This is a genomic window from Paenibacillus sp. GCM10012306, assembly GCF_042649265.1.
In the GTDB taxonomy this organism is placed as follows: Bacteria; Bacillota; Bacilli; order Paenibacillales; family Paenibacillaceae; genus Paenibacillus_AQ.
Genome location: NZ_JBHRYW010000009.1, coordinates 249,801 through 265,388, shown reverse-complemented (window position 1 = coordinate 265,388; position 15,588 = coordinate 249,801). Strand labels below are relative to the sequence as shown.

General features: G+C 45.6%; 16 protein-coding genes. 1 reads left to right on the top strand and 15 read right to left on the bottom strand.

Annotation, left to right across the window (positions count from 1 at the left end; all coding sequences use genetic code 11):
• Positions 1 to 87 precede the first annotated feature (87 nt).
• From ACFORK_RS20315 to ACFORK_RS20255, 13 genes are all read right to left on the bottom strand, one after another.
• On the bottom strand, positions 88 to 1,287 hold the full coding sequence (locus tag ACFORK_RS20315) for an MFS transporter (protein WP_379202339.1): 1,200 nt from the start codon (positions 1,285 to 1,287) through the stop codon (positions 88 to 90).
• A gap of 184 nt (positions 1,288 to 1,471) precedes the next feature.
• Positions 1,472 to 2,074, bottom strand: coding sequence for a TetR/AcrR family transcriptional regulator (locus tag ACFORK_RS20310; RefSeq protein ID WP_379202337.1), 603 nt, complete (start codon positions 2,072 to 2,074; stop codon positions 1,472 to 1,474).
• 190 nt (positions 2,075 to 2,264) lie between these two features.
• A complete protein-coding gene (locus tag ACFORK_RS20305; RefSeq protein WP_066367250.1) occupies positions 2,265 to 2,615 on the bottom strand; it encodes a type II toxin-antitoxin system PemK/MazF family toxin in 351 nt (116 codons plus the stop codon).
• A 3-nt stretch (positions 2,616 to 2,618) separates the two neighbouring features.
• Positions 2,619 to 2,900 carry a CopG family ribbon-helix-helix protein gene (locus tag ACFORK_RS20300; RefSeq protein WP_066367449.1) on the bottom strand — a complete coding sequence of 94 codons (282 nt, stop codon included), beginning with the start codon at positions 2,898 to 2,900 and terminating at the stop codon, positions 2,619 to 2,621.
• Positions 2,901 to 3,114: 214 nt separating this feature from the next.
• Positions 3,115 to 4,296 (bottom strand): alanine racemase, encoded by a 1,182-nt coding sequence (gene alr, locus ACFORK_RS20295; protein WP_379202334.1) that lies wholly within the window; start codon positions 4,294 to 4,296, stop codon positions 3,115 to 3,117.
• Between the two features lie 215 nt (positions 4,297 to 4,511).
• Positions 4,512 to 5,597, bottom strand: a complete 1,086-nt coding sequence (locus tag ACFORK_RS20290; RefSeq protein WP_379202332.1) for a LolA family protein — start codon at positions 5,595 to 5,597, stop codon at positions 4,512 to 4,514.
• 789 nt (positions 5,598 to 6,386) lie between these two features.
• The gene (locus ACFORK_RS20285; protein WP_379202330.1) at positions 6,387 to 7,349 is read right to left on the bottom strand and encodes a DUF4367 domain-containing protein; all 963 of its coding nucleotides are present in this window, start codon (positions 7,347 to 7,349) and stop codon (positions 6,387 to 6,389) included.
• Entirely contained in the window at positions 7,346 to 7,918 is a 573-nt protein-coding gene (locus tag ACFORK_RS20280) for a sigma-70 family RNA polymerase sigma factor (RefSeq protein WP_379202328.1), read from the bottom strand. The genes ACFORK_RS20285 and ACFORK_RS20280 overlap by 4 nt, the downstream gene beginning before the upstream one ends.
• A gap of 268 nt (positions 7,919 to 8,186) precedes the next feature.
• Positions 8,187 to 8,639 carry a hypothetical protein gene (locus tag ACFORK_RS20275; RefSeq protein WP_379202326.1) on the bottom strand — a complete coding sequence of 151 codons (453 nt, stop codon included), beginning with the start codon at positions 8,637 to 8,639 and terminating at the stop codon, positions 8,187 to 8,189.
• 138 nt (positions 8,640 to 8,777) lie between these two features.
• The gene (locus ACFORK_RS20270) at positions 8,778 to 9,131 is read right to left on the bottom strand and encodes a hypothetical protein (protein WP_379202324.1); all 354 of its coding nucleotides are present in this window, start codon (positions 9,129 to 9,131) and stop codon (positions 8,778 to 8,780) included.
• Positions 9,132 to 9,449: 318 nt separating this feature from the next.
• Positions 9,450 to 9,995: a hypothetical protein gene (locus tag ACFORK_RS20265; protein WP_379202322.1), complete on the bottom strand. Its 546-nt coding sequence runs from the start codon at positions 9,993 to 9,995 to the stop codon at positions 9,450 to 9,452.
• Positions 9,996 to 10,171: 176 nt separating this feature from the next.
• Positions 10,172 to 11,014, bottom strand: a complete 843-nt coding sequence (locus tag ACFORK_RS20260) for a protease complex subunit PrcB family protein (RefSeq protein WP_379202320.1) — start codon at positions 11,012 to 11,014, stop codon at positions 10,172 to 10,174.
• 162 nt (positions 11,015 to 11,176) lie between these two features.
• Positions 11,177 to 11,593, bottom strand: a complete 417-nt coding sequence (locus ACFORK_RS20255; protein ID WP_379202318.1) for a MarR family winged helix-turn-helix transcriptional regulator — start codon at positions 11,591 to 11,593, stop codon at positions 11,177 to 11,179.
• Between the two features lie 246 nt (positions 11,594 to 11,839).
• On the opposite strand from ACFORK_RS20255, the gene ACFORK_RS20250 reads away from it, so the two are divergent.
• A complete protein-coding gene (locus ACFORK_RS20250; protein WP_379202316.1) occupies positions 11,840 to 12,373 on the top strand; it encodes a DoxX family protein in 534 nt (177 codons plus the stop codon).
• Between the two features lie 88 nt (positions 12,374 to 12,461).
• Here the strand turns inward: ACFORK_RS20250 and ACFORK_RS20245 are convergent, their stop codons facing one another.
• Both ACFORK_RS20245 and ACFORK_RS20240 read right to left on the bottom strand, forming a co-directional pair.
• A complete protein-coding gene (locus tag ACFORK_RS20245) occupies positions 12,462 to 13,832 on the bottom strand; it encodes an aromatic amino acid lyase (protein WP_379202314.1) in 1,371 nt (456 codons plus the stop codon).
• 11 nt (positions 13,833 to 13,843) lie between these two features.
• Entirely contained in the window at positions 13,844 to 15,304 is a 1,461-nt protein-coding gene (locus tag ACFORK_RS20240) for an aromatic amino acid lyase (protein WP_379202312.1), read from the bottom strand.
• Between the last annotated feature and the right edge of the window lie 284 nt (positions 15,305 to 15,588).

Here is a 15,588-nt window from a genome sequence, read left to right as displayed (position 1 = left end):
CGTCCTGGTACCCAAATGCCCACGCCGGACACGGCTCCGAGATACATGGAGCGGTGCCAGCGTGGGCATCATGACAAGAAAATTATATTACGTCTGCTGACGTCCGATGCCCCGTTTACTGGAGCCAACGGACAGGATAAAGGATACGGCGAGCACAAGTGCTGCCACAGCGTATGGAAAGTTAATGTTAATATCAAACAGATAACCGGCTACGATCGGTCCGGCGATATTTCCGAGACTGGTATATGCCGAGTTCATACCGGCGACAAACCCTTGTGAATCCCCGGCCATCTTGGACAATTGCGTGCTGACCGCAGGTCGCAGGATATCCATGGCCAAGAATACGATAAAGGTAACTGTAATAATCGCCCAGTAGCTGTTCACAAATACCGTCAACAGTATAAATACGGCCGAGGCCAAAAGACAAATAGCGATAACTCTGTTCTCTCCGAAGCGATTCAGAATCCAGCCAAAGGCCGATACCTGAACCACTGCACCGGCAATGGAACCAAAAGTAATGACAAAAGCAATATCCTTTGGCGTAAATCCGAACTTATGATCCACGAACAGTCCGAATACAGTCTCATAATTGGCGAGGCCGAAAGCGAGTACGAATACAATAACCAGACTGAAGAAATAAGGCTGGCGATAAGACTGCACAAGCTGGATGAACAGGTTTTCCTGGTTTGCTCCAGAAGCTTTAGCTTCTTTGCGTTGCTCCACCGAAAGGGATTCCGGCAGCACTGCGAACGTCACCACAGCAATAAGTCCTGCCGCGATGGCAGCCACGAAGAACGGCGCGCGGATGCCGAACTCGGCAAGATAACCGCCAATCCCCGGTCCAATAATAAAACCAGTGGAGATAGCTGCATTGATCAGGCCCATTCCTCTGGCCCGTTCCTCTAAGGAAGTTGTATCTGCAACATAAGCCATAACTGCAGGCATGATCAGGGCCGCTCCCGCTCCGCCCAGCATTCTGGAGATGAACAGCATCCAGGACATATTTGCCAGACCAAACACTAGCTCTGACACGGCAAAGACGATCAGCCCGACCACGATTATATTCTTCCGGCCCATTGTATCGGAGAGCCTTCCTGCGATCGGAGATAGCAGTAGTTGGCTAAGTGAGAACGCCGCTACCAGTAGTCCAACTGTACTTCCGCTAATATTGAGTTCATTCATAAAAGTAGGCATAATAGGGACGACAAGACCGATTCCGGTAAAAGTCAGAAAAATCGTCAACATAACCAGCAGTATAGCTCCCCGGTTTCTAAGCAGTAATGACATGGTTTACCTCCGTGTGCTCCCTGCACAGTTTCGAATAATATGACTAGGCTTTCATTGAAGCCTAATTTTCTCTGTTCTAAATATCTGCTGGTACGGGCAATCCCATACCATAAAAATAAACGACCGACTAATAGAGACCGACCACCCGGTCTAATTCAAGACATGAGAAAGCTTACGCTTCTCACTAGATACGTATTCCCTGAAGCAACAGTCTGAGCGATTTTCGATAATATTCTTTAATTTCCTCCAGCCCCATCGGCAAGCGCGAAATGTCCGACACCTTTCCGACACCTTCCAGCAGGCCACTGAGAATAACGACAATATCCTCAGGATTATCTGCCTTGAGGTAATGCGTATCTATCCCTTCCTTCACCAGTTCACGGCAAGCCCGCAATGAATAGTCATACATATGCCACAGCCGTTTCTCGATTTCAGCAGTATGATCTTTGATTCTTGCATATTCCTCCAGTGCCCGGATCAGCGGGTTCTGGAAGTCATTGGCACAATGCTCGGCATAGGCATAGAAGCGTTCTTCAAGATCTGCGATCCCGGCCCGCTTGATATCCCAATTCTGGAGCCATAACTCGGTATCCTCTTCCACCACGTACAGGAATAATTCATCCTTGCTGGGAAAATGATGATACAGGCTGCCCTTGCTGACGCCTGCCGCCACACATACCTCATTCATGGTTACCGCGCCGTAGCCCTTCTGGACAAACAACTTGGCCGCGTTCTGTACAATCCGTTTCTTCGTTTCTTCTCCATCTGAACGTCCTTTGATTACCAATCCCTCCTAAACCGACTGTCCGGTCCAATTATAACAGATTTAAAATTTAAAGAGAACCCCGCTGCCGCAAGTTCCATTTTCCCCTGCCGGAGAAAGTCCCATTCCCCCCTTGCCGCCAAGACTAAAAAGGCGCCCGGGAGTTATCCCGTGCGCCTTTGTTCTCAAATACAGTTAATATCCCTTACTCTGCTTAGAAATCAATCAGGCCAAGGCTGATTTGCAGCGAATCATCCACCTTTTTCATCGTATCATCATCCAGGTGGGTGATCTTATCCGTTAAGCGTTGTTTGTCAATCGTCCGAACCTGCTCTAGCAGAATGACCGAATCGCGGTCAAAGCCATGAGCAGACGCATCAATCTCCACATGCGTCGGCAATTTCGCTTTCTGAATTTGTGCTGTAATCGCCGCCACAATTACTGTGGGGCTGAAGCGATTGCCAATATCGTTCTGAATGATCAAAACCGGCCGAACTCCGCCCTGTTCGGAACCTACTACAGGCGAAAGATCGGCAAAAAAAACGTCGCCGCGTTTCACGATCAATGTCTACACCCCGCTTACTAAGCGGCCAAGAGTGCTGTCTGCATCTTCCTCCGCGAGGAACGCCTCGCATGCCATGGTCAAGTTAATCTTGGCCATTTCCATGTAGCCACGCTGCATGGACTCCCGGATGGCACGTTTTCTCCGTTCACTCAGGTACAGTTTCATGGCCTGCCTGATCAATTCACTCCGGTTGGAATTCTCAAGTTGAGCGATTCCATCCACTTCCTGCAAGAGATGATCGGGCAAGCTGATCATGATTCTTTTGGTGTTCTGCAAATTGGCCACCTTCTCTTCCACCCCCACAAACCTTCTGCCCTTGTCTTTCAGTTTAGCAATATACAAGGAATTTTATACAAGGAATATATGCTGTCAGTATATCAAGTATGCTGCATCCCATTATAAACTAGAAATGGTGGTTCGTATAGACTATACAAGACATAGTTGTTTACGATTTAATCCATTTCCATCATTTTCCTTTATATTGTCACCTTTTAGGGCATTATGGCTGCAGCAAAGCATTCACCAGGTATGGAGTGCTACCTTCGCGTATATACACGCGTGGTACACGGTGTGCCAGCATGCAAACAACTTCATAGTGAATGGTTCCCAGGTGGAGCGCCAGCTCGTCTGCCGTGATCGACACGCCAGCCTGCCGGCCGATGAGGACAACTTCCTCGCCTGCTTTGATTTGTTCCGCTTCTTCAGCGAAAGATTTCAGTGATACCATACACTGGTCCATGCAGATTGTTCCGACGACTGGGACCCGACGGCCGCGTATTAGCACCTCCGCTTTGCCGGTAAGCATGCGGGAATATCCATCTGCGTACCCCACAGGCAGTGTTGCGATGACCTCTTCGCTGTCTGTGACGTAACGGGTGCCGTAGCTGATGCCCCAGTAGGGCGGCAGGCTTTTTACATAAACTACCTGCGTCTTCAGCGTCATAATCGGGTGCAGATCGATCAGCTGCCGGTTCACCTCGGTTGATGGATAGAAGCCGTACAAACTGATGCCTACACGCACCATGCTCGTGGATAAATAAGGTGTATCAATGGCCGTAGCACTGTTGCCCGTATGTATGATCGGGATATCAATTTCTTGTTCCCGAAGCGTTTCCGCCACGTCCGTGAATCGTCGGTACTGCTCCATTGTATAGCTTTTGTCTTCTTCATCCGCTTTGGCAAAATGGGTAAACATGCCTTCCAGCTCCGCTTGCGCCACAAGCTGCACTTCTGCGATAAAAGCAGGTACATCAGGCGGCAGTAACCCTAGCCTGCCCATCCCGCTATCCATCTTGATGTGTACTTTCAGCCGATGTTCCGGATCTACAGGAAGCTGTCCTATAGCCTCCAGTACCTCTTTCGTGAACAGCGTCACGGTTATGTTATTCTCCCAGGCAGCAGCGATTCCATCCGGAGGCGTATAGCCAAGCACCAGAATAGGAAGCTTTATCCCTGCTTGACGCAACTGAAGCGCCTCGTCTAAAAAGGCTACACTGACATAATCCGCACCCAGTGTCTCCAGCTCCCGAGTGATTTCCACTGCTCCATGGCCGTACGCATTGGCTTTGACACAGCCCATAAACTTGGTCTCCGGCGGCAAAGCCGTACGGAAAGCTTCGTAATTGGCGCGCAAAGCGTCCAGATTGATCTCGGCTGCTGTTGGTCGATAGCTTGCTTGCACTTCAAAGTCACCTTCTTACGTTGTAGTAAAACGTTATCTGTTAAGTAATGTCTTACTGGTAATGGTAATGCTAACGGAAGGTGACTGTCAATGTAACACAAGCGAGCTTGGCGGCTTAAAAATAATATACCCAAATTAACCAGCGAATAAAGAAAAAACGGATACTGCGCTGTAGAGGAATGGTTCCCACAATACGCAATATCCGCCTACTCCTATTACTTACCCGATTGTTCCTGCATAGAAGCGGCAACTTTAACCATTTCATCAACAGGCAGATTTGCGCTTGTAATCCGGTACTCGATTCCGTCATTCATCCAGGTTAGCGTCTGCAAATCGTCACCACTCAGGACACCAAATGTGAAGCCCATATCCCATAATCTACCGGGGGTGAGGGCTACCGCACGATCCAGCGGACGAGCCTCCATAATCGTATATTGATAAATGCCGTCGTAGCGGAGCAGTACCGACTGATCCTTGCTGCCTTCGATTTTATTGGAATCCTTCAGGCTCACACCCTCAGGAACGTAGTCCGGCTGCACAATACCGAAGCTGCCAAGCTCTGCAGCCACCGGTGTCTGGGTATCCTCTCCATTTTCCGGTGCCGATACCGGATTACCGTTCTCATCCACCTCCGCCACCGTACTCTTGGCTGGCGTTCCGCTGGACATATTCTTTTGCATATCGAAAGAATCCTTCGTGAAGTCCGTATTAAAGGTAAAGCTGTCGAACTTCACATCCACAACAACCTTGGCTTCCGAGTCAGACACTTGCACCTGCTTCGGTGCATATGACTTCTTATCCAGCCAGATCTTCTGGCGCACCAGTGCGCTGCTTTGATAATTCGCCGCCACCTCAAACACGAAGTTATCTCCATCGGCTACGAATTGACGGTTGTTATCGGAGACAATGCCCCGCACCAGCGTTTGGTACAGGTAGACCTGCCCCTGATTATCCGGCCAGTCGCTTTGGAAGCGGAAGCTCTTGTTCAGGCTTGGCGTCAATACGAATACGCCCTCATCATTGCGCAGCACAATCTGTGTGATATCCTTCTGGACATTGGACAAGCTGATCCGGTAATAGGACGGATTCTTGTACCAGACCTCCACCTTGTATTCCTGCGGCTGCTCGCCGGTATACAGCGTCATCGTGCCCGAGCCTTGATAGGTTCCCTGCTTACTCTCCAACTTATCAGCTACATCGTTCAAATCCTTGACTACGGACGCAGCATCCTTCTTCCCGCACCCTGTGAGCACCAGGGCCACGCTCATAATGATTGCGAGTACCCATGTTAACCGGCGCATGACATCATCCCCTTAACCTGTTTTGAATGCATTGATTAGTACATGTCTATGAGGGACTTGACCACAATATGCAGACGGGCATGACAAGCGTGGGTTTAGGAAGGTGATGCTATATAGAGCGAATAAAAGATTCAAACATAAGATTCGGTATCACCTCAGCGTGATTGGGGCTTCTTGCCCTGTGGTCCCAAATTTCTTAAAGATGATAAATGGCGGACTATTCCCAATTAAGAGCATTTTTGCACCTTATATTTTTCTTTTTGAGGATAAAAAGGGAATTAAGATCATTATTGCACCTTATTTCTTGTGAAAAGTAGTGATGGACATGGAAACTGAAGATTTAACATACAAAATTGCCCTTAATCTACGTCATTCCTCAGTTTTATCCGATTTAACGTACAAAATTGCCCTTATTTACATTGGAGTTTTGTCTGAATCAAACTATCAAAGTAGACACGGTAAATCCAACCCAAGATAATAGAATAAACTCTAGAAAAGGTGGTAACCGTGACAGAACGGAAACCCAAGCATTCCACAGTGAAATGACAGATCCATGCGGTTGGATCTTAAGTTCGTCTTATCTATTACATCCCTAAAAGGGATTCTTATCTCCACTTCTTGATTCTATCTAATCCACTTAGTCGAAATAGTTATGTTTCTATGTTATGCCAATTAATATGGATAGATCGATATATCTATTAAGCTTTACAATTCCTCACTACTTATAACCCCCAACGAAAAAAAGACCTCCACATGGGAGATCTTCTCATTCGTACTATTAGCACATGGTCAACGAATAGAATCAGCGATTTTCAGCACCTCAGCCCGGTCTAGCCCCTTGGTTGAGAGGCTATATAATACCCCATCTGCTTCCCAGTCAAGACTTCTATCGTCCCACATCACGGCGTCAACACCGCTTACGCTGACCTTCTCCAGCTTGGCTGTGCTTGATCGTTCGTATGCCGTCTCCTCATCGGAGAAACGCTGCTGCATCCAGATCCTCTGTCCCTTCTTCTCACTGGTAAAGATCAAATCAAGGTATTTCCCGTTAACACCATGTTCATCCTTGGAAAATTCTCCATGGTCAAAAGCGAAGCCTTCCGGCAAATATTTCGGGAGCTTTACTGTGAAAAGCGCGTATTGATTCAGTTCAGCCGGGTCCTTCACCACCACTAATCTGGCCGCTTGTTCCTTATCCCGCTGTTCCTGCTGACTCTTCGTAATCAGCTCATCACCATCAAAGCCTACGATAAGCTCACCCTCAGCGGTATAGACCTCGTCCAACTTCTCTGTATACGATTCTATCTTATTTCCATCCTTGTCAAAAAGCTTACCCTTCAGCTTCTCTGGAAATGGCGGCTCCTGAGCCGGATCATATTGACTGGCAACAATGTTGCCAAGATTGATCTTTTGCAGAACTCTGTCCAGCAGCTCCTGGGCAAAGGATGGCTTAACAAAGCTTACGCTAAGGGCACCTGCAACCAGAATGGAAGCCATGATTATCGCTGGGCGTCTGATGCTATTTTTCACCTTCATCTTTCGATCTGCCTCCTTCATCTTAATTCGGTTCTGTACCATGTCAAAAACATCTGACTTATCGGAAGTTTCACTGAAATCCTGTCCAGCCAGCGCCTTGCTTAAGTCCAGCAGCTCAAGATACTCCGGAGAACCGTTCCACTCAGCGGATTCTTTATGATGCAGACCCTCATCGATGTCTCTGGAGAACCTCTGTACCGTATCCTTGGTATTCACAGCTGTTCCACGCTCCCTATCTCCGATTTCAATTTCCGCATACTGCGGTACAGGATCACGCCGATATTGCTCTCGGACATTCCTGTGATGCTGGCAATTTCCTTATTCTTCAGATTCGCTCCGAATTTAAGGGCTACGATATTCCGCTCCTTGGCCGCCAGCGTATCCAGCGCACGGTTCAGTCCGCTGCTGCGTTCTCCTTCCAGCATGCGCTCATCCGGGGCTTGTCTGGTTGATACCAGTTCACGGATGGCATCGAGTGAGAAGAAGCGGTTCCGCTTTTGACTTCTGTAGTAATCGTTTACTACGTTTCTGGCAATGGCAAACAGCCATACTTCGAACGGTGCTTTTTCCCCGGAGTAGCTATGCAGCTTGGACAATGTCTTCTCGAAGATTTGACTGGTCAAATCCTCGGCCGTATACCGGCAGTTGACGCGATAAGCAGTATAGTTGAATATCCTGGAATAGTAGGTTTCAAAAATCGTTGTGAATAACCTGTCTTTATCTATAGCTGTATCGTTTTCTTGCTTAATTTGACTAAAAGATTGTAGCAATGCGCGCTCTTGCATCCCTCTGCTCTCTCCTTTCCAGCAGTATTCACCCGGCCAAGTGATTTACAGAAGCTAATACGCTGGCAATCTCAATCCATTACATGAATTAGGAAAATTTAACGGATACTACAATGAGAACTCCTCTTAACTTCTTCAGTATCGTGGCTGGTTCCTGTGCTGTATGCGGAATATGTCGCAGCCCTTCTGTCTGAGGGTAGTAATGGAATAGCAAAAAGCCCGCGTTAACCGCAGGCTCTGGATGTGATTTATTCTTTTTGCAGAACGTCTACCAATTCCAATTGAACAGGGACAAGTCACGGATCAACAATCCGCTTTGCTCTAGTCTCACCAGTTCTTCTTCCACATCAGTATCTATAAAACTTTGCTCTTCATGCGCAGTATTCGTTAGCCACGGCTTCCCATCTCTCAGAAAACAAAGGTCATCAGGCAACTTAGGCTGAACCCAAGAGTATAGACCAGTGGTATAAGAAAGAAGAATCTCTGTAGCTTCATCACAACACTGAAAATAATAAATATCCGCATAATGACCAAATAGCCGCGTACCTGGCCAATGATCGTCTCTTCTTTGCTCTTTGAAAAAAGGCTTTAACCGCTCCAGAAGTTCAATCCCGCTTGGATCAAGTGACATCTGATCGCGCTTCACCAGGATGAACTCATCGCACACTTCCATGGAAATTTGTAGGACAGCTTCATAAGCTTTACCGGTTGGCTCTTGCAAAATAGTATAGATAAGTAGGCCTCCCTATGTTCTTAAATGTTCGAATATATTTCCAATTATAGCATGTAAAACGAACCACAAAACAAAAACAGCCCACATCTGTAAAGATGTGAGCTGTTCTTTATGATCCCAATGAGATTATTTGCTCAGGTAAGCATCCGCTTCCTCAACGGTTTCGAAGTACTCTACGAAGTCACCGAAGATACGTCTCATTTGCATTTTGTAAATGGAAGAACCTGTTACATAAGCCCATTTCCGGTCAGTAGCTACGCCTTTTTGAGTTGCCAGATCACTGGTAGGTGCCAGTTCTTTAGCTACTTCTTGAGACAATACTTTAGCGCCAGTCAGGATTGTAACACCAGTGAAGCCTGGTTTTACTTTTTTAAGAATCTCGGTGAACTCATCAATGTATTGCTGTGCATTGTCCAATGTAACCTCTTGAGCGGTAACGACAACTCTGTTTTTTGCTGCATTATATTCGATTGTGAACATTTGTGCATTCCTCCATCATGTATGATCATCTGATGTAATAAATTAAGAAAAGATGCATTACATATTATTTCCTATTCCATTACACATAACTGAATCTTAAATAAAATTTTGTAAATAGTAAAGGTATTAAATAAGAAAATTGTATTTATTTGTCGAATTACGCGGTTTTTTAATAAGAAATATTACCTACATGTTACCAATGGACGCAAAAAAGACCAACATCTTCTTTATAAGAGTTGGTCCTCTATCTCAATCATCGCCTTTGGGTGCAAAGACTCATTGGGATAACTGAACGTAGAAATGGATATCAGGACTGCTCTATTCTTCCGCATTCAACAAATTAATCAACTCTACCAAATCGCCCGCTGAAGCCGCAGAAAAACTATGCTCCGTCGTATTAGCCGTCAATTCCTGCAAAATATCCTTGATCGCTATCAGCTTCACGCCCTCACCGCTGATTTGCTCCAGTTCATTCTGATCCTTCACTCTTCCGTGTACGAACCAATATTGCCATTTGTCGGTATCCATCACGGAGCTGCGCAGCTTCTTCTTTTTGTCAGAGGTATACTTGATCTCTACCCAGGCTTTTACGCTATCCTTTAGACTTTCAGAATTGCGCAGTTTGGCACTTGTCTTCGACTTTACGCCTAGCTTCTCCATCTGCTGCTTGGTCAGCTTGCTGATATAGGCCACAGGTCGCATACTAACCTGAACTTCACAATGGACATACTCCCACTCGCCTTCGTCACTTCTCCGTACCGCGAGGAAATCAATCTCATTCAGCTTCTCCTTGATGCCTCTTATCGTAAAATACCCGTTCTTGTTCAGCCATTCTTCCACAAGAGCTTCTGCCTGAAGAGCCATAATGATATCCTCCTTAGCTAATCATTCATATATCCCTTATATATTCGAGGGTTTATTACAGAATCCTCCATATTCGCTTCTTTAATTTTCATTCCCCTCACCATTTATACAAAAACAACGGATGGCTCCTATTGAGTCCATCCGTTGCTAATAAAGCTTTTATGCGATTATCCGTATTATTTATTGGCCTGAAGTACAGGTTTGTATGTCGAAGGAATGTAAGTTACAGCTTTAATTTCGGTGATGACTTGGGCACTCATGCTGCCCGGGTCCGGCTTCACCAGTTTGTATTTGATCAATGCCTGATCTTTCGTGAATTGAATGCTCGTGATTTCAAGTCCATAACCGCCTGTTGGCGCCGTAGCGGAAAGTGTAACCTTAGTGACAGCATCCGTCTCTTTGCCCGTGGTTAATGTAACATCGATTGGAGCAGGTGTAGGCACTGGTTTGTTGTTGTTAATGAATTTCACCGTTTTGCTGATCATATTGGTTGCTTCGTCACGGCTAATGCTGTTCTTCGGATAAAATTTTTGTTTGCTGTCGAGCGTAACGATCTTGGCGATCAGCAGTTTCTGAATGCTATTCATGTATTCTTTTTTGATTTGATTTCCGTCTGCTACCTTTTGGAATGTTTGAATCCAGACAAACTCACCTTTATGGCTCAGAGCCTGGTACAAAAGCTCAGCAAAGTACTCCTTGGAGATTTTGGCGGAAGGATTGATGTCCTTAGGAAGCTGCACGCCATTGTAATAAGCATTGATGAAATCCTTGGCATATGGAGCGTTATCCTTAACCTTTGTATAGTGGTCGCTTGCCACAGGCATTTTGATAAAATCGATGGCATTCAGGTTCAGGTCTAGTCCTTTTACGATCATACTTACTGCAGTTGCAATATCTATGCCGTTCTGAGGGGGATTCTTGGACCCGCCACTCTTGGCAAAGGCCGCACCCGTAACGTTTAAACTAAAAATTGCGATCATCATCATTAAAAGCAGTGGTTTAAAAAGTCGTTTCTTCATCTTCATTCCTCCGTGAATTGTGTTGGGTTGCTGGTTGTGTTGTCATGATTTATTTCCCAATTGGTACACTCTAGACGGCGATTCTCGAAAAAGGTTGCGGGGTTCGGAAAAATTTATATACTAAAAACAGCCCGGCTTCCCACCAGGCTGTCTTAGTCATTTTCACATATTAATCTTCCCGAGCAATCGAAGCAACTGCTCCTTCTCTTCCGGGGCAAAATCCTCATACACAGCAGCCAGTAATGAATCGGATACCGCTTCAAAAATCGGCTTCAGCGCTCTTCCCTTATCTGTAACGGATAAGCGGAAAACACGACCGTCCTGCGTATCCTGTTCCTTCTTCACATATTCCAGACGCACTAACTTCTCGATCAATGCTGTAGTCGTAGACTTGTCCTTGTCGATCAGGCAGGATAGCTGGTTCATTGTAATGGACTCCTGTCCATACAGATGAAACAGAATGTCCCCATGTGATGGAGCAATGCCGTGAATATTATGCTTCTTCAATTCTTTTTCGATAAATCTATTACTTCTGCGATGGATTCGGCCTATAACGGCTACGATAGCTTTTTCATTCATATCTGTATGTTAATTTTATGCAAAAACTCTGTCAAGAACCATTTGAAAGCGGTAACGATCCCTCGCTTATATCCCCTTCGACACATTTCAAAACAAAATAGTCACAATTTTAGTTTGATATCAAATTTTCTTCGAACTTTGTGATATTTATCACACATATTGTGAAATAAATCACTTATTATAAAGCTATCGAAGATGATCATCCGATACAGACAAGAAAGCACACACTAAAAGGAGTGAAGACATATGTTTAACAACTGGTTCAGAACGAATAAAGCTGCAATGCTGCTGCTCACTATAGTACGGGTATATTTGGGATATGAATGGCTTACTGCCGGATGGCACAAGCTTACCGGGGGATTCGATGCTTCGGGATTTATCAAGGGGGCTATTGCCAAGAGTGCCGGCGAGGGCGCAACCGTCCAAGCTTGGTGGGGAAGTTTCCTCCAGCATGCTGCTCTACCTGGCGTGAACTTCTTTAACTTCCTGGTACCAGCTGGTGAATTCTTGGTTGGTTTGGGACTGATTCTGGGAACATTCACTACATTCGCTGCTCTCATGGGTCTGGTTATGAACGCTGCTTACCTGCTCTCGGGCACCGTCAGCACGAATGTGCAATTGCTGCTCATGGAAGTGATCATTATCGTATCGGCCGCCAATGCTGGTAAAATCGGCCTTGATTACTTCGTCCTTCCGTTCCTGCGCAAGCTGTTCCATAGAAAAGATACTAACACGAACGTCATCCGGCCTGCCGCTACGCCACTGAAACGTACTGTATAACATGAATGCATACTATAACCCGTAAGGAACGGACAGAACCACTCTCGTTCCTTACGGGTTATTTGTATCTAGAACGATATCACTTTTATTAAATCGCCTTTTCGGCAGAAGCTAAGCTTCGATCTCCATCCGTCTTTAAAATCAATGAAACCAGATCGAATTTTTCAGCCAAATAACGATTGATGTCAGCAGCCAGATTGGCAGAGGAACCCGTCTTATTCACATTCAGATCAGGGAATACCTCCAGCACCTTACTAGCGTCCTTACGAACCGCATCTGTCTTGATAGCCGCACCAAGCAGATATGACAAGAGTGATTGGTAGGCATTCAATGCTTTAAGAGCCTTTCTTGCAGCCCCAAAACTAAATTCGACATGATCCTCCTGGTTAGCCTTGGTAGAGATCGAATCAGCGCTAGCAGGGAGGCTTAAGGATTGAATAAGTCTGACTCGTGCTGAAGCAGCTTCGCGGGTTGCACTCAGCCTTCCGCCTTCTTCCAAGTCCAGCCTGTTTATGAATTCCAAAATATAGTTCGCTTTATCGGCAATGAGAAAATTAAGCAGATCCATCACATATCCTACTTGTGTGTTACTGCAATTGCATCCCATTACAGCTTCGTAGCCATCCTCTACTTCGAATAGAAGCGGATTGTCACAGGTAATGTTATTCTCGAAGTTTACAGTGTTCAGAATAATGTCGAAGGCTTGCTCAACAGCCCTATCCACCCGTTCTTTCGAATCGATAATGATACGCCTGTCGTGATTCAGAATAGCTTCGATCTTTGTTTCAACCTCTAGCAATTGCTGCATATTGTGACAGGCAAAGATAGCGATCGCTTGTGTCATGGTCGAACCATTCATTTGCGATAGCACTTCTTTACATTCCAAAGGGAACACGTCCGCCATGTCCAGTTCTTGAAAACAAGCCTGAGCAGCCATGTGTCTGCCTTTATAGAACACCTCTGCTTCTTCCAATCCGCCAACGACCATAGCATTGTGAGCTAACGGGCCAAGATCACTTAAGCCTGTAGAGCCTAGCTCGCGAATCGCTGGAGCAATTCCATGGTTAAAGATCTCCAGCATTCTCTCAATCAATTGGGGTCTTACTCCAGAGTAACCCCTGCTCAGCACATTGGCACGAATGAGCATAGATGCTCTAGTTATGACGGGATTCAGATACTCCCCAACACCTACAGCGTGTGGATAGGGGATCGTTTTATTCCAATCCAGATGCTCTTCCGGCGACAATGCCGTATCCTTCAGATTGCCGAGTCCCGTATTCACACCATAAACAACAGGAGCATCCGATCCAAGCCAGCGAGATACTTGCGCCCTGCTGCTCTCACATCTTACCTTTGCTTCTGCCTTAAGGCGTACACTTTCCCATTCTCCACGCACAGCTTGAATAATATGCTCTACAGTTAAGCTATAACCATCGATATATAAGTTTGCATCCTTCATAGGCTCACACCTTACTTTAAATTTCCGACTATATCTTCTACTGCCTGAAGCACGATGCCATCTGTGACGACTTTCTCCGCAGCAACCATATCCGGAGAAGCAAAACGGTTCACTTTTACCGTCTGCACAAAGTTTCTGAATACATGAAGCGCTTCTTTCGATCCCACTCCGAACTCGAAGTCCACCAGCTTACCCTTAGCAAGATCCATCCCTTGAGCAGACATGTACATCTCGATCCCCAAAATCTTGTTCAGCAGCGATATTGCATCGAGCATCTTCAGCGAAGATTCCAGCGTCGTACATACATATTTTTTGGTGCTGTGATCGATCTTTGAAAAAGCAGTATTCGGCAGGGCCAGCAATTTCATTTCAGCCAATATAGCTGTAGCCGCAGCCTGGATGACCGGGAATCCATGATTGAAACCTGGGTTTTCTCCAACAAGATTCATCGGCAGCCCATATGACATTTTGCTGTCCAAAAGTCTGAAGCTTCTTCTTTCACTAATATTGCCGAGATCTATTAAGCCGACGATGATCAGATCCAGCAAGTACCCTAACAATGGATTCGACTGCTCCGCGATATCATTGATATCCTTGTCAAGCTGCCCCTTCAGCCACTTAACCGTATCTCTGACTCCCCCATGCGTTTGCGGCACAGCCCGGATACTGATGGCATCTTGACAGCGTGGGCCATTGTCCCCACCATATGCTTCACGGCCTCGTTCAGTGGTAAATTCACTATCTGCAATAATTCTTCGTACGTTCTCTGCGACTTCGATCTGGCTAATATACGGTCTGCCAAGTTCATGCAAGCGCCGATCAAAGGCTCCAGTCTCCCCGCGTATGGCTTCAAGGTGCATGGCAACATTAATATCTGCCGTTTTCGTCAACCTGGAGGCCTCAGCTACGGCGTAAATAGACATCGCTGTAGACACACAGCACAGGTTGCTAATCAACTCTATCTCTTCCTGCGTTAATTGAAGCTTGGACAGCTTCATCTCCCGGAATAGTGACCCCACCGCTTTGAATTGTCCCTGATGATAACAGACCAATTCCTCTTCCCCATTAAGGATCAGGATCAGCTCACTCATCACAGAGAATTCAGTTCTGTTTTCTTTATGTAAGCAAGGCTCAATCCGCTGATTCACGAAAAACAGAACTCTTTCCAGCAATCCATCACTTAGCACATCACTATGCTTAACTGAATGATTCAATAGAAGATATAAACTCAAGAGACCTACTTCTTTTGGCAATAACTCGCCGTCGGATTGTACCCAGTCCCTTAATGAATCTAAGAAACTCTCTTCCTGTTCTCTATACGACTCTGTTGGGATATCTGACTGCAGGAATGAGCGCTCTGAGGTTTGACGGTCTTGTTTAACTATGTTCACTTCGAAAATCTTCCCCGCCAATACTGCAGCTATATCCTCCATCTTCAAGTTTGATCCGTTTAATTGTAATGAGGCACTCATGTTCATACTCCTCACAAAGTATTTGTTGAAGTTCATTATTACAAAATGATAACAATTTATTAAATAGATAGTAAGTGGCATCGTTTTGATTGTCAATAAATATTCAGTATTCTTATAGGGATTAATCAGCAGTGTTATGCAGCTTAAAATTCACGATAAAAAATCCAATCCCAAGTAAACGAATGTGATTGACTTGATTTGTAAGTAGTGTTATTATTGGCCCTATAGAGTAATAATACATTATTACTAAATGATAATAATCAATAAAGCCTAATAATGATTGC

Coding starts and splice junctions, on each gene's coding strand:
- ACFORK_RS20315 (WP_379202339.1), bottom strand. CDS start 1,287: ATGTCATTACTGCTTAGAAACCGGGGAGCTATACTGCTGGTTATGTTG.
- ACFORK_RS20290 (WP_379202332.1), bottom strand. CDS start 5,597: ATGCGCCGGTTAACATGGGTACTCGCAATCATTATGAGCGTGGCCCTG.
- ACFORK_RS20280 (WP_379202328.1), bottom strand. CDS start 7,918: ATGCAAGAGCGCGCATTGCTACAATCTTTTAGTCAAATTAAGCAAGAA.
- ACFORK_RS20270 (WP_379202324.1), bottom strand. CDS start 9,131: ATGTTCACAATCGAATATAATGCAGCAAAAAACAGAGTTGTCGTTACC.
- ACFORK_RS20265 (WP_379202322.1), bottom strand. CDS start 9,995: ATGGCTCTTCAGGCAGAAGCTCTTGTGGAAGAATGGCTGAACAAGAAC.
- ACFORK_RS20260 (WP_379202320.1), bottom strand. CDS start 11,014: ATGAAGAAACGACTTTTTAAACCACTGCTTTTAATGATGATGATCGCA.
- ACFORK_RS20255 (WP_379202318.1), bottom strand. CDS start 11,593: ATGAATGAAAAAGCTATCGTAGCCGTTATAGGCCGAATCCATCGCAGA.
- ACFORK_RS20250 (WP_379202316.1), top strand. CDS start 11,840: ATGTTTAACAACTGGTTCAGAACGAATAAAGCTGCAATGCTGCTGCTC.
- ACFORK_RS20245 (WP_379202314.1), bottom strand. CDS start 13,832: ATGAAGGATGCAAACTTATATATCGATGGTTATAGCTTAACTGTAGAG.
- ACFORK_RS20240 (WP_379202312.1), bottom strand. CDS start 15,304: ATGAGTGCCTCATTACAATTAAACGGATCAAACTTGAAGATGGAGGAT.